Consider the following 14,711-nt stretch of genomic DNA (forward strand, 5'->3'; position numbering starts at 1 on the left):
CTTGCTTAATTATCTGATTAATAATCAGCAATATACGAATAAATATTTATTTAACCATGTGATATTAAATACGTTAACAATTTTTACACCATTTTTAAACAACCTCTTAGTAAAATCTAAATTTCTGTATGTTTGTGAACTTAGTAATCTTTTTTTATGGAGAAAATTATGAAATGTGTGTTAAGCATACTTTTAATTTGGTTTGTAGCAAACTTGAATATTTTGGCTGCTTCTACTAATAATCAAGCGGTTATAAATAATTCAGGTCCTCAGAAAAATACCGCATCACCCCAAAAATCTTCTAAGGTTCGGAAACAAGAACGTAAAGAAATGGTGCAAAAAATGCGCGAACAATTGAGGGTATTTAGAAAGACAGCCGGATCAGGAGCAAGCAAAGGCGTTTGTGTACTTATTTCCATATTTTTACCGTTTATAGGTGTGCTTGTGTATGAAAATTCAATAACAACAAATTTTTGGATAAGCCTAATCCTCTGGTTCTTATTGTTTTTTCCGGGCTTTATTTACGCTCTTTTGGTTATCTTTGACGTAATATAAAGTTTGTTGTTTTGGCACAGTTTTCGTGCGTCTATTTTGTTTTAAGAGTATGCTAAATCGTATTTTTTTAGGGTATTGGATAGCAGCATTATTAGTTTTTTTTGTTAAAATTGATAGTTCTGCTCAAGCATTAGAAGCCACTGAAGAAAAAACGCTTCTTAAAATTCTATTAACGGACTTAAAGGGAAAACCGCTACCCAACGAACGTCTTGAAGTTAAGGGTCAAAAAACAACGTTTAAAGCTACTGCTAAAACAGACGCAGCCGGCAAATGGCATCTATTAGTTCCGGAAGGAGACACCTACAAAGTAACGTATTTCACACACCACCACTCAGAACAATCCGTTTTGGTGGAAGTTCCCATAGAAGACGGAGCTTTTGAAAGCGATTTAACACTTAAATACAGACCTCCGCAGGAATTTACCTTAGATAATCTATACTTTGATGTAAATTCTGCCGCAATTAAACCCGAATCATATCCTGAATTGAAAGAGTTAATAGCATTTTTAGACATAGACACAAGCGTCCGTATAGAAATTGCCGGCCACACAGACGACCAAGGAGATGATGCAGCAAACCTAAAACTATCCCAAGCCAGAGCAGACGCAGTCAAAAATTATCTGATACAAAAGGGAATTAATGCAAGCAGATTGGTTGCCAAAGGGTACGGAGAAACGAAACCCATTGCAGATAACGCTACCCCAGAAGGGCGAAAAAAGAATAGACGTACTACCGTGGCGGTGTTGAATTAAGTATTGCCAATTGCTTTTCCAATAAATCCATTATCTGTTGAGTAGCAAATTCCGGATCTTCGGCAGATATTCGGTGAGCATCAGGTACTTTGTTGAACCAAGTGATTTGCCGCTTAGCATATTGTTTCGTTCGCAGAATAATCTGCTCAGGGAGTTCTCGTGCTGTGATTTTCCCGTGTAAATAAGAAATACATTCCTGATAACCAACGGTTTGTAATGCCTGTATTTCAGAGAATGGATATTTTTGCAATATATTTTGGGTTTCTTGAGCTAAGCCTCTAAAAAGCATATCTCGAGTACGTGCTTCTATACGTGCGTGTAAAACGTTTTTTTCTAACGAAAGCACGCAATAAAGTACATCAAAATCTCTCAAAGTAGGTTGCTGATTATGAAAATAGCTGAGTGGTTTACCGGTAGCTCTAAAAACCTCTAAGGCACGTAAAACTCTATGCGGGTTATGACAGTCAATATTTTGAGCCGTTTTGGGATCTACCTGCGCTAACTCTTGAACCAATCGAGGCAGGCCGAACTTAGTTAATTCGGTATTTAGCTGTTCACGAATAGTAGGCGAAACTTCCGGTATCTGGGCAAAACCGGAAATAACTCCCTGTATAAAAAGTCCCGTCCCACCGCAAAGTACCACAACCTGATGATTTAGAAATAGTTGTGATAAAATCTCAAGTGCATCTTTGGTAAATTTTCCGGCATTATAGCTCTCATGTAGATCACAACAATCAATCAGATAATGCGGAACTCCCTGCCGGTCTGCCGGCATTAATTTTGCCGTTCCAATATCCAAATCACGATAAACTTGTCTGGAATCTGCGGAAATAACAGCAGTATTTAATTTTTTAGCAATAGACAAAGCTACCTGCGATTTTCCGCAGGCCGTAGCTCCACCAATTACTAACAACAGACGTTTCATTGAATAGGTACATATATATAGTCATGAGGAACGTTAAAACTACAGTTCAACCCGCCAGCAACATCAAACTCTACTTTTTGGTGATGTAAGGCTACGTTTTGCTCAGACTTACCGGCAGTTTTAAGCAGCATAGACGCTGGAAGTATCGGGATTACCTCGGAAAATTGTGCATAACTGATAGACGTAGTTCTCTTAGGTTGCTTATTGGTTAAACTCACAAGTTTTTGATTATTAGGGTCTAAAATCAAAATAAATTCATTTGATCCTTCTTTCCAAACAGCTTTATTTGAATTTTGTTCAAAGGTAGCATCTAATACAAAATCAGGAGTGTTTCCAACCAATAACTCTTGCGCCCAATCTAACTTTACCGGCAAGCCTCCCAATTTTTCAATATCTTGGTATGAGCCTACCATTACCTGCTTTTTTAAGCGGTTAAGTATCCAGATAGAATCTTGGCTGATTTTCATTCGCATACCTTCAAAGCCCATCACGGTCAGAGATGCCCACAGCAAGCTATCCCGATAACCTTGAATTTTGTACTGAAACTGCTGTTTCGTTTTTTCATCAGAATATTCGGCCTTACCTTTTATTAGAAAGGTTTTGTAAATGACATTGTTATGAACCAATTCATTTTTATTGAAAGGTTGTTTTTGGGAATAGGAAGATTTTTTTTGTATATTTTTTCCGGATTTACATCCGGAAAAAATATACAAAGTAGCTAATATAGTGCATCCAACAAAAAATACTCTGGATTTCATGTAGATACTAATAATTAAGCGCGGGCAGCAGGATTAGTAAGCATTTCGGGAGAAATTTCATTGGGAAGTAGAATGCGGGGTTGCTTAACTTCTGATTTTTCCAAAGCGAGATCGAATACTTCCAGCATTGTATTAACGTAGTGAACATTAAGCCCTTGTAAGTATTCCGGGTTTATTTCAGATACATCTTTTCTATTTTCGTGGCATAAAATAACTTCTCGGATATTCGCTCTTACGGCTGCTAACAATTTTTCTTTGATTCCGCCTACCGGCAAAACTTTACCGCGCAGGGTAATTTCTCCACTCATGGCGAGATTAGAGCGCACAAGCCGTTGGGTAAATAAAGAAGCAAAAGCAGAAAGCATTGCAATACCGGCGGAGGGGCCGTCTTTGGGAATAGCACCTGCCGGAACATGTAAATGCAAGTCCCAATGGTCAAAGACTTTATTGGATATTTTCAAAAGGTCGGCATTCGCTTTTAAAAATGTTAATGCTATGGTAGCAGATTCTTTCATAACATCACCGAGTTGGCCGGTAATATTCAGCTTTCCGTTTCCTTTGATTAAGGTAGATTCGATGAAAAGAATATCGCCGCCGGTTGGTGTCCATGCTAAGCCTACGCTCACACCGGGCAATATCAATTCTTCGCTGTGTTCTTTATCGAATTTAGGGATTCCTAAGAAAGTTTCTACCATTGATTCCGTTACGCGGATTTCGGCGGTTTCATCTTTCACAATTCGGGTTGCGATACCTCTAAAGATTCCGGAGATTTGTTGTTTCAGCATTCGTACACCGGATTCACGTGTATAGTGTTCAATAAGCCATCGGATAGCTTTTATGTCTATTCTGGCTTGTTTTTCTTTGAGGCCATGTTCTGCCCGAATGCTTGGAATAAGGTGTTTTTTGGCTATTTCAACTTTTTCTTCTAAGGAGTAGCCGTTTATTTCAATGATTTCCATTCTATCCCGAAGGGCCGGGTGAATTGTCTCTAAGGAGTTTGCGGTGCAGATAAACATTACTTTGGAGAGGTCATAATCTACTTCAAGGAAGTGGTCGTTGAAGGAGTTATTTTGTTCAGGGTCAAGTACTTCGAGGAGAGCAGAGGCGGGGTCTCCGCGGAAGTCGTTTCCTACTTTGTCAATTTCGTCGAGTAAAAATACGGGGTTTCCGGATTTTGCTTTTTTGAGTCCTTGTAGGATTCTGCCGGGCATTGCGCCTATGTAGGTGCTTCTATGGCCACGAATTTCGGCTTCATCTCGAACGCCTCCTAACGACATACGCACAAATTTCCGGTTAAGTGATTTTGCGATTGACTTTCCTAAGGATGTTTTTCCAACCCCCGGAGGTCCGTATAAACATAAAATAGAAGCTCTGCTGTCGTCCCCTTTCAGTTTCATAACGGCTAAATGCTCTAAAATACGTTTTTTTACTTGTTCTAAACCAAAATGGTCTTTATCTAATATTTTTTGTGCTTTCTCAAGGTCAATGCGGTCTTTGGTATATTGCTGCCAAGGCAAATCGAGCATCCACTCAATAATATTGGTAGAGACAGTATATTCCGGCATTCCGGGGTTCATTCTGGCTAATTTACCGATATGGCGTTCAAAGGCTGCTTGGGCTTCTAATGACCATTTTTTGGAAGCAGCACGCTTTTTAAGTCGTTCAATATCACCGATTTCGCTTTCATCTCCTAATTCATCCTGAATTACTCGTATTTGCTGACGCAAATAATAATCTCGTTGCTGCTTTTCTAAGTCATTACGAACCCGAGAGTTGATTTCTTCACTTAGCTGAAGTAGCTGTATCTCTTGCTGTAAATGTGAAATAACAGCCGCCCCTTTTCGCATAATATCTTCTATTTCAAGGAGTTCCTGTTTTATACTAACATCAACGGGAAGGTTAGAGGCTACAAAGTGAATTAAGAAATTTAGATAGCGAATGTTATTAATAGCTAAATGAGCTTCTTTGGGAATGTTGGGAGAAAGGTCTATTACATCGTTTGCTAATTGCTTAATGGTGCGAAACATAGCCTTAGACTTATCATGAACCGCTTCGGTATCCGGAAAAAGGCTTATCTCTGCGATAAAATAAGGGGTTTCTTCCAAAAAGGATTCAATTTTAACACGTGTAGTGCCTTGTATAATGATGGTAACACTTCCTTCGGGCATCCGTATCAATTTCAAGATACGGGCTACGGTTCCAACTTTGTAAACATCATCAAAACCGGGATGTTCTTCATCGCTATCTTTTTGGGTTACTACACACATCAGGTGGTCTTTGGTGTCATAGACTTTTTTAACAAGCTGGATAGACCGTTCCCTACTTACGGTAATGGGCATGAATAGACCCGGAAAAAGTACCATATTACGCAGAGGAAGTACCGGTAAAGATTTGGGTAGGTTTTCTTTATCCAATTTTTCTGGGCTTTCTGCAGTAGGTGGAAAGCTAAAGTTATTGTTATCTTCCTGAGAATCTAACCAAATGTCAGAAGGTATATGCATAAATCCTTTAAAAGATGACGAAATGTCTGTTTGAAAAAATAACTAAGTTACGCTCAAATAGTAGGCCAAACTTAAGATATTATTTGTATAAAAAAATAATACTTATTGAAATAAACGGATGAACTACAACAATTATTGTTTTTGTGTAGTTTGTGGGTGGTGAGAGGCGGGCAAAGGGTTGTATTTTCGTAGAACCTTCAAAACAGCGTCAAAATGTTTGGGAAATGGGGCTTCGCAGGTCATTAGTTCCTGCTTTACAGGATGTTCAAATGTTATAGAGCCGGCGTGGAGCAAAAAATGGTGGTTGATAGGATGTTCTTTTTCCAAGTTTCTATCTAAATGATATCGCTTTTTGAGTTTAGATAGAAAAATATCTACGCCGCCATAATCGGTATCTCCGATTATGGGGCACTGCAAATAAGCTAAATGGATTCTGATTTGGTGTTGTTTGCCCGTAATGGGTTCACAGCGAACCAATGTATAGTCATTGAAAAATTCAACGCTATCAAAGATTGTTGTAGCTTCTTTTCCTCTGTTTATATCTATTCTAACCAATCCGTTTCTTTGTATGGAAATAGCGGCTTCTACCTGCACCCGGTCAAACAAGTGCCTACCGGCAATGAGGGTGTAGTAATACTTAGTGATTTTTCGTTCCTGAAACTGTAATGCTATTGCTCGATAAACATCTTGATTAAGAGCAGCTATTATGACACCTGAGGTGGCTTTGTCTAAGCGGTGGCAGAGTTGTGCTTCTGGATATGTTTTTCGGATAAGTGCTAATAAGTCCGTTTGCTCCGGCTCATTTCTGTCTTTTAAGCTGGGAACTCCGGCTGGCTTATTCAAAATAAGCACATACTCATCTTGGTACAAGATATAGTCCGATAATTTCGGGAATTTTGTATGTGCCACAGATTGTTATTAGAAACATAGCCTCAAATGAGGCTTGTCAAGGTTTAAAATTAGCCTTTTATGCGGTTTTCAAAAAACAAAATAAATTCCGCGTTTTTTTTCGGCATCTTTTAGTGCTTGTAAAATACCTTTTTTATTGATAGTTCTGATTGCTTGAGTAGATACCTTAAGTACAATCCAAGCATTTTCTTCCGGTACGTAAAAACGTTTTGTCTGTAGATTGGGATAAAATTTACGTTTAGTGCGGTTATTCGCATAAGAAACGTTATTACCTGACACAGGCCTTTTACCGGTTAATTGACAAACTCGTGCCATAAATTCATTATTTTATAGTGGGCTGCAAAGTTCTTAGTTTTTGTTCAAAAAACCAATACTTTTTTCTAAAATCTAAAAAAACGTATGCTAATACCCAGATTGTGGCTTAGAAAGTATAAACGCTATAGTTTCGTTGGTCAATCATTATTGCAACCATAGCATTATGGTTTTCTGTTTTCTTGGAAAAGTAGGTAGGCCTCCTGACAAATATTCAGTTTTTGGCTCGTAGTAAGTTATTTACGCCTGCGCTATCTCCTAAGTTAGGTATTTACAGACGTGATAATTTTCTCTCTCAAAACAGCCAAAATTCCTGCTTTCTGCATTAGGCTTTCTGACTCTCAGCTCCGCAAAAGTTGTAATTTACAGTTGTTTATCGAAGTATTGTGAAAGAATGAAGCCGATATTATTTGAAAAAGGCTTGTATAGCTTCTGCCATTTCAGTTCGGTGGGTAAAGATGGCTCCATGTCCGGCATCTTGAAATACGTGCAATCTTGCGTTTGAAATATTATCTGCTAATAACTGGCTGTGCCGAAACGGGACTATAAAATCTTTCTTGGCTCCTAAAACAAGGGTGGGTATTTGAATTTGTTTTAAACAAGGTCGGTTGTCAAATTTAAAGATTTCTGCCCCTATTTCGATAATATTTTCTGGGTCGTTTTTTGCCAATGTGGATTTAAATTGTTTTAATGATTCTGGGTCTAAGGGTTTTCCGCCGGCAGCACCGGGAAAAACTAATTTTGCAAAATTTTTAACCCCTATTAAACTAAGCAGAATTGGCAGCCCCCGTTTTTCAATAGTACGCTCGTAAAAAGAGTCGTTCTTGTAAGCACTGGTACAACCCAACACTAATTTCAAAACTCTTTGTGGGTAATTTCGAACTATTATTTGGGAAATAAATCCTCCCATAGAATAGCCCATTAGGTTAAACTGCTGGATGTTTAGATTGTCTAAGGTTTCAATAACATCGGCGGCGAATTGGTCAAAATGAAAGGGTTTACGAATATTTACCGCTTCACCGTGCCCGCGTAAGTCCAGGGTTATTATGCGAAATTGTTTTTCTAAACGGGGAATAAGTGGGCGAAATAGGTTTCTATCTGCTCCATAACCGTGTAATAACACCAAGATGTTTTCACCCGACCCGTATTCACTAAAAGGTAACTGTGCCATTAGAATTTAATGCCAATAATTAAAATATCATCTGTTTGTTCAACGCTGCCGCGCCAATGTTCTATTTCTTTATCAATAACTTTTGCTTGTTCTGTAAGCGGGGTTTCTTGCAATCCCGTTAAGAGTAACTGCAAGCGACGAAAGGTATATTTTTTTTCTTGGTCGCCTACTAAACCAAATTGGTCTGTGATTCCGTCTGTAAAGATATAGAGAATGTCTCCGGGTTGTATATCAACAAGGTGCTTGGAGTAAGAACGTTCTCTATTTTGGAAAAGGCGGCCTCCAATGGGAAATTTATCCGATTTGTATTCCACTAAGTCTCCGTTACGCAAAATGTACATTGAGCGATTAGCACCGGAAAACTGGATTTGTTTATTTTCTATATCTATGATACACAGAGCTATATCCATTCCGTCATTAGATTCTGACCCTTCAGCGCCTTGTTTTAAAGTAGTACTCACGCGGAAGTTCATCATATCTAAAATTGCCTCTGTGTCAGCAATGTTATATTCATTTACTACCTGCCCTAGTATATTACTTCCAATAACGGACATAAAAGCGCCGGGGACTCCGTGTCCGGTGCAATCTACTGCTGCAATAAAGAGTTTATCGTTTCGGGTGGTAAACCAATAGAAATCTCCTGAAACAATATCTTTGGGTTTATACAAAATGAATGATTCAGGAAAATAATATGTCAGAAGGTCTTTTTCCGGCATGATTGATTCCTGTATGCGTTTAGCATAGCGGATACTATCTAAAATATCCTTATTTTTATCATTTAAGAGAGAATTTATTTTTTCTACTTTTTCTTTTTCTTCTTGGAGTTCGGCTGTTTTTTCTTGGACTCTGGCATATAGATTTGCATTTTCTATGGAAATAGCAGCTTGGGAAGCCAGCATTTGAAGTACTTCTCGTTGATTATAGCTGAATGCGCTGTGGGAGCTATTATTTTCTAAGAATAAGTACCCAAGACTTTTTCCTTTTCTGGATATAGGGGTTACGAAACGATGGTTTGGAAATTCATCATTTTCAATCGTTTTTGTGATAATTTCAAGGACATGGCTGGTAAAAGAATTTGATTCGTTTGCAAATTTGGATTGTAGGTCTTTGGCTGTTTGTTGGGTTGCTGCGGCGATAGCTTCTATAGCAAGAACGCCGTCACGCTCCATCAGCAGAAAACCTTTTTCTGCACCGGCGTTTTCCATAACGTTTTGCATAAAGCGGTTAATCAGACGCTTTATATCTATTTCACCGGAAATCTCTTGTGATGATTTATTTAATGCACGTAAAAGACGATTATGCTCTATCAATTGTAGATATTGTAGATAGCTTCTGCCGGCTTCTTCAATTGTGAGCATCAGGTCGTTTTCCTCCCAAGGTTTGATAACATACCGGTATAAGTGGGCATTGTTAATGGCGTTTCGTACTGCATCAATGCTGGCCTGACCGGTTAAGAGAATTTTGAGCGTTTCCGGGTGCATATTATGAACCCGAATCAAAAATTCGTCCCCTTTCATCCCCGGCATCAATTGGTCTGAAACTACTACGGCTAAGTCTTTGCCTTCTTCATTCAGTTCATTGATTACTTCTAAGCCTTCTTCGCCTCCTTCGGCTAATAAAATCTCAAACTCTCTGCCAAGCCTATAGTTAATTTGTTCTTCTAAACTATCTAAGATGATTTTTTCATCATCAACACACAATATCGTGGGTTTCTTCATGCAATCTAACTTACAAATCTATGCCTAATTTTTTAAAAGCGATATTTACTTGTTGAATTAAATCATTTTCTCTCCAAGGTTTTCGGATGTATGCATATAGGTTAGCGTTATCCATTGCATTTTGGACTGCATCGGAATCTGCTTGACCGGTAAGCATAATGGTTACGGTTTCAGGATATTTGCTATGAACGTCCACCAAAAAAGTATCTCCCTTGACACGAGGCATGAGCCAATCTGAGATAACTAACACCATATCAAAACCATCAGCAATCAAGTCATCAATAACTTCCCAGGCTTCTTCCACACTTTCAGCAATTTCATACTGAAAACTATCCCCATAGACCTGATACAGTTGCTCTTGTAAACTGTCTAATACTATCTTTTCATCATCAACACATAAGATAGCTCTTTTAATTTTTCCCATAGCTTATGATATTTACGTGTGCAAATTTACGGATAATATTTCCAAAATAGAAAAATTAACGAATAATACTTCCCTGTATTGCTTCGGGGGAAACCAAAAACAATTGTCCGTTTGGATTTTCTGCCATTAATATCATGCCTTTTGATTCTATACCTCGAATATTTTTGGGTACTAAATTGGCGACTACGGCTACTTTTTGGTTAATTAGGGATTCTGGGGCGTAATGTTCGGCTATTCCGGAAACGATTGTGCGTTTTTCGTACCCAATATCAACTGTTAATTTGAGCAGTTTTGTTGCCTTGGGGATACGTTCTGCGGCGATAATTTGCCCTACTCGAAGGTCAATTTGCTGAAAATATTCAATAGGAATGCTGTTTTCTACGGGAGGATGAACCGGAGGTAGGGGTTTTTCCAGCTTCTTTTTTAAATATTGCTCTTGTTCGAGGATAACGGAATCTTCAATTTTCTCAAATAATAACTTTGCGGGGTTAAGTGTGGTTTCGGGTTTTAGCAAAATAAGGTCTTGGAGGTTTTTCCAGTTCATTGGTTTGGGGATAGCGAGCATTTGGGTCAAGGTGTTAGCTGTTTTGGGCAAAAAGGGTTCCATAACAATTGTTAGTCTGGCGGTTATTTCTAAGCAAGTGCGGATAACTTTGGCGGCTTCGGCAGGCTTTGTTTTGAGTAGTTTCCAGGGTTCTGTTTCGGTTAAATAGCGGTTTCCTTCCCGTGCTATGGCCATCATTGCTTGGAGGGCTTCTCGAAAGCGGTATTCCTGCATAGATTGGGTTAATTCTGCTTCTTTGTTTTGGATAACCGCCAGAAGGCTTTCGTTCAAGGGTGCATCGGGAACTTGTCCGTTAAAGTTTCTGTGGGTTATGACCATTACTCGGTTGATAAAATTCCCCAAAATGCCTACAAGTTCATTGTTGTTTCGGGCTTGAAAATCTTGCCAAGTAAAGTCGCTGTCTTTGGTTTCCGGCATAATTGCTGTTAATACATAACGCATAACGTCTGTTTTTTCAGGAAATTGTTCATAAAACTCATGTGCCCAAACTGCCCAATTTCTTGATGTGCTGATTTTTTGCCCTTCTAAGTTTAAAAATTCATTTGCCGGAACGTTTTCGGGTAAAATATATTCTCCGTGGCCAAGTAAAATTATCGGGAATATTATGCAATGAAAGACGATGTTGTCTTTTCCGATAAAGTGAATGAGCTTACTTTCCCCTTCGGGTTGGTTTTTGAGCCAATATTTTTTCCATTCTTCTGGTTTTCCTTGCTGCAAAGCCCAAGCCTTTGTGGCAGATATGTAACCGATGGGGGCATCAAACCAAACATAGAGGACTTTTCCTTCGGAATCTGGGACAGCTGGTTTTATTCCCCAGTCCATATCTCTGGTGATAGCTCTGGCTTTTAAACCCTCTGATAACCATGATTTACATTGGCCATAAACATTTGGCTTCCAATCTTGATGCTGATTTAGAATCCATTCTTCCATGAATTTTTGGTAATGGTCTAAGGGTAAGAACCAGTGTTTTGTTTCTTTTAGCACAGGAGTTATGCCGCTGAGGGCTGAGCGTGGGTTTATCAAATCGTTGGAAGCGAGTGTAGAGCCGCATTGCTCACATTGGTCGCCGTAGGCATTCGTGTTTTGGCATCTGGGGCAAGTACCAATTATGTATCTATCTGCCAAAAAAATCTGTTCTTGCTCATCATAATACTGTAAAGAAGTTTGTACATCGAGTTTACCTTCATTATAAAATTTTTGAAAAAACGCTTGGGCTGTTTCGTGGTGGATTTTATCTGATGTGCGGTGGTAAATATTTACCGAGATGTCAAAATCTTGGAATGTTTTTTTCAGGATTTCGTGATAGTGGTTTACGAGTTCTTGGGGCGTTGTTCCTTGCTGTTTTGCTTTGATTGTTATTGCTACGCCGTGCTCGTCAGAGCCGCAGATGAAGAGCACATCTTGTTCGTTTGAGCGTAAGAAGCGCACATAAATATCGGCGGGAATATAAACACCGGATAGGTGGCCAATATGTAAAGGACCGTTTGCATAAGGTAATGCTGCCGTAACGGTATAACGTGTGTTCATAATTTGAATTTGGTGATTAGAGATTTAGGTGATTTTGGCCAAAATTGGCTTCATTTGGTAGGTAAAGAGTGCAAAGCCTTGTCGTGGGGTCTCCTGTATAGGAAAATTTTAACCATATTGCTGCTGATGCCGGAACGATGGGTAATATTATTTCCGGCCATTCTATTAAAAGTAGTTTTCCGGAGTCCATAAGTTCAATGAGGCCGAGTTCATAGATGTCCTCTACTTTGTTCAGGCGATACAGGTCAGCATGGTAAAAGTGTATTTGATTGTTTTGGTATTCCTGAATTAAGCTGAAAGTGGGGCTTTGGATAGTAGCTTCCGGGATTATCCAATGGCCGAGTGCCTTTGCAAAAGATGTTTTGCCGGCTCCAAGGTCGCCTGAAAGCAGCCAAATGGGTCTATATCCGGCAAAATTTTTAAAAACATCAATAGCTATCTTTTGCCAATCAAGTTCTTGAACACAATCCCAAACAGCCCATTCAGTCATTATCGTTTTTTTTCTTTAGCAGAAGTTTTGTCTTTTTTTCCAAATAAGGAAAAGTGTACAAACCGGCTGGGATGTTCCCGTAGGTCTATCAATAAGTCATCTAAACTTTTTGCTGAACTGTTGAGGTTTTTATACAAGCTGTCGTTATTTAGCAACATACCGATAGTTCCTTGCCCGTTGTTGATTTTTTCTGCTATTTGGGTAAACTGTTTTAGGGAAGCGTTTGCATTTCGGATTGTAGATTGTATTTCGCCGGAAGAAGCTGCTAATGAATCTGTTAGTTTACCGGTATTGGTCATGATTTTGGTAATCATCTCATTATTTTTTTCAAAATTGTTTAAGATAGAGGCGGCAGATTTTGTCATGTCATCAACTTTTTTCATGGTGTTATTGAGGCCTCCGGTAGATTTGGCAACGTTTCCGGTAATCAGTTGTAAATTAGCGATGATTGATTTCAGTTGATAGCGTTCTTGTTCGTTTACTATTCCTCTAAAACTTTCTAATACTTTTGTAGCTTCGACTATTAGTGATTCGGCTTTGGTTTTGACGGGTAAAAGTTCATTACTAAATCGGTCTATGAGGCCGATTTGGACGCTATCGGTGATTCTATCTTTGTGGTCTAAATAGGTGGTAGATTTTCCGAGTAAAATTTGCATCGCTTTTGTTCCCAAAAAGTCGGTAGAGTATATCATAGCTTTTGAGTCAGCGGGAACTTTAATTCCGTGTTTTACGTCAAAAGATACTTGGATTTTTCCGGCTTCTTCGTTGAGTTCAATGGTTCGAATTTGCCCTACTTGTAAGCCATTTAGCAATACTTGGTCTCCCACACGCAATCCGTCAATATTTTGATACCAAGCATTTAGCATAAACTTACGTTCAAATAGAGAGTATCCTTTTAGGTAGTTAAGGCCAATAATCAAAAGGGCAATGGTAAAAGCGGCTAATAAACCGACTTTGGTTTCATCCCGAATTTGCAATTTCATAGGAAGCAAAGTTGCAAAAAAATGAAGTAAAACGGTTGTTTTTTGTGTTTTTTATGCTAAACGTTTCGTTTTTTGATTGTAGAGCGGTATTTGTGGGTATAAAGGTGTTTGGATTGGCTGTTAAACTTTCAATTTTCTTCTTTTTTGAGTAAGTCAGGTCTTCTTTTTTGTGTTTTTTCGAGTGCTTGGGTATCTCTCCATGCTTCAATTTTGGCGGTATTACCACTTAACAAGACTGGTGGAACTTTCCAGCCTCTAAAATTTTCCGGGCGGGTGTAATGTGGAGGGTCTAATAAGTTTGTTTGAAATGAATCACTTAATGCCGAGACTTCATCTCCTAAGGCTCCGGGCAGAAGCCTTACAAGGGTATCTATGACTACTATTGCCGGAAGTTCACCTCCAGAAAGGACATAATCTCCAATAGAAATTTCACGGGTTACATAATTATCCCGAATTCGTTGGTCTATACCTTTATAGCGGCCTGCTAAGATCATCAAAGCCGGTTTTAGAGATAATTCATTTGCAATAGTTTGTGTAAATAGCTCACCATCAGGAGTTAGAAAAATGATTTCGTCATATTGCTGTTTTTCTTGTAACTGTTCAATGCAGTCTGCAAAAGGTTGTGCCATCATAACCATTCCGGAACCTCCTCCGTAGGGATAATCGTCTGTTTTTCGGTGTTTATCGGCAGAAAAATCTCGCAGATTATGAATATTGATAGTTACTAATTTTTTTTGTTGTGCACGCTTCAAAATACAGGTTTCCAGAGGGCTTGAAAAAACATCCGGCTGGCAAGTCAAAATATCTATTTGCATTTATTTTTTCAATTTATAATATATCAAGCTAAAAGCGATTCCTCCGCTTATGAGTGCAAAAAGTAACTCATATAAATCATAATGAGCTAAATCCGGCGGGGCTATTTTTCCAAAAATATATATTCCTAAAAAATAAACTGATAGCCCCACAATGCTCATCAGTAAGTTTTTAGGAGTAATTATTTCTGTATAGGAAACTGGCTTTTTTTTAGGGGAAGGCATGCAGATTTTTTTAGTTTATAGCAATATAATTTATTAACTGATGTTACGCAATATTAAGTAGTATTTTTAAGACTTGGTGTTAATA

Annotated in this window: 15 protein-coding genes; 2 read left to right on the forward strand and 13 right to left on the reverse strand. The window is 38.6% G+C overall.

The window, feature by feature from the left end; genetic code table 11:
• Positions 1-156: 156 nt before the first annotated feature.
• Entirely contained in the window at positions 157-555 is a 399-nt protein-coding gene (locus tag LC115_13620; GenBank protein ID MCZ2357706.1) for a YqaE/Pmp3 family membrane protein, read from the forward strand.
• Positions 556-604: 49 nt separating this feature from the next.
• Positions 605-1,306, forward strand: coding sequence for an OmpA family protein (locus LC115_13625; GenBank protein MCZ2357707.1), 702 nt, complete (start codon positions 605-607; stop codon positions 1,304-1,306).
• Here LC115_13625 and miaA read toward each other — a convergent pair.
• The 13 genes from miaA to LC115_13690 form a co-directional block, all read right to left on the reverse strand.
• Entirely contained in the window at positions 1,284-2,231 is a 948-nt protein-coding gene (miaA, locus tag LC115_13630; GenBank protein MCZ2357708.1) for a tRNA (adenosine(37)-N6)-dimethylallyltransferase MiaA, read from the reverse strand. The genes LC115_13625 and miaA overlap by 23 nt on opposite strands.
• Positions 2,228-2,989 carry a DUF4292 domain-containing protein gene (locus tag LC115_13635; GenBank protein ID MCZ2357709.1) on the reverse strand — a complete coding sequence of 254 codons (762 nt, stop codon included), beginning with the start codon at positions 2,987-2,989 and terminating at the stop codon, positions 2,228-2,230. Before LC115_13635 ends, miaA begins: the two co-directional genes overlap by 4 nt.
• Before the next feature lie 14 nt (positions 2,990-3,003).
• Entirely contained in the window at positions 3,004-5,490 is a 2,487-nt protein-coding gene (lon, locus tag LC115_13640) for an endopeptidase La (GenBank protein MCZ2357710.1), read from the reverse strand.
• Between the two features lie 132 nt (positions 5,491-5,622).
• Positions 5,623-6,399 carry an RluA family pseudouridine synthase gene (locus LC115_13645; GenBank protein ID MCZ2357711.1) on the reverse strand — a complete coding sequence of 259 codons (777 nt, stop codon included), beginning with the start codon at positions 6,397-6,399 and terminating at the stop codon, positions 5,623-5,625.
• Positions 6,400-6,468: 69 nt separating this feature from the next.
• Positions 6,469-6,714 (reverse strand): 50S ribosomal protein L28, encoded by a 246-nt coding sequence (gene rpmB, locus LC115_13650; GenBank protein ID MCZ2357712.1) that lies wholly within the window; start codon positions 6,712-6,714, stop codon positions 6,469-6,471.
• Positions 6,715-7,117: 403 nt separating this feature from the next.
• A complete protein-coding gene (locus LC115_13655; GenBank protein ID MCZ2357713.1) occupies positions 7,118-7,882 on the reverse strand; it encodes an alpha/beta hydrolase in 765 nt (254 codons plus the stop codon).
• Positions 7,882-9,600 (reverse strand): SpoIIE family protein phosphatase, encoded by a 1,719-nt coding sequence (locus LC115_13660; protein ID MCZ2357714.1) that lies wholly within the window; start codon positions 9,598-9,600, stop codon positions 7,882-7,884. Before LC115_13660 ends, LC115_13655 begins: the two co-directional genes overlap by 1 nt.
• Positions 9,601-9,610: 10 nt before the next feature.
• Positions 9,611-10,024 carry a response regulator gene (locus LC115_13665; protein MCZ2357715.1) on the reverse strand — a complete coding sequence of 138 codons (414 nt, stop codon included), beginning with the start codon at positions 10,022-10,024 and terminating at the stop codon, positions 9,611-9,613.
• 55 nt (positions 10,025-10,079) lie between these two features.
• On the reverse strand, positions 10,080-12,116 hold the full coding sequence (metG, locus tag LC115_13670; GenBank protein ID MCZ2357716.1) for a methionine--tRNA ligase: 2,037 nt from the start codon (positions 12,114-12,116) through the stop codon (positions 10,080-10,082).
• Between the two features lie 16 nt (positions 12,117-12,132).
• Positions 12,133-12,606, reverse strand: coding sequence for a tRNA (adenosine(37)-N6)-threonylcarbamoyltransferase complex ATPase subunit type 1 TsaE (gene tsaE, locus LC115_13675; protein MCZ2357717.1), 474 nt, complete (start codon positions 12,604-12,606; stop codon positions 12,133-12,135).
• Positions 12,606-13,589 carry an MlaD family protein gene (locus LC115_13680; GenBank protein ID MCZ2357718.1) on the reverse strand — a complete coding sequence of 328 codons (984 nt, stop codon included), beginning with the start codon at positions 13,587-13,589 and terminating at the stop codon, positions 12,606-12,608. The genes tsaE and LC115_13680 overlap by 1 nt, the downstream gene beginning before the upstream one ends.
• A gap of 128 nt (positions 13,590-13,717) precedes the next feature.
• On the reverse strand, positions 13,718-14,404 hold the full coding sequence (gene trmD / locus LC115_13685) for a tRNA (guanosine(37)-N1)-methyltransferase TrmD (protein MCZ2357719.1): 687 nt from the start codon (positions 14,402-14,404) through the stop codon (positions 13,718-13,720).
• Positions 14,405-14,626: a hypothetical protein gene (locus LC115_13690; protein ID MCZ2357720.1), complete on the reverse strand. Its 222-nt coding sequence runs from the start codon at positions 14,624-14,626 to the stop codon at positions 14,405-14,407. It abuts the gene before it with no gap.
• Between the last annotated feature and the right edge of the window lie 85 nt (positions 14,627-14,711).

The organism is Bacteroidia bacterium (genome assembly GCA_026932145.1).
In the GTDB taxonomy this organism is placed as follows: domain Bacteria; phylum Bacteroidota; class Bacteroidia; order J057; family JAIXKT01; genus JAIXKT01.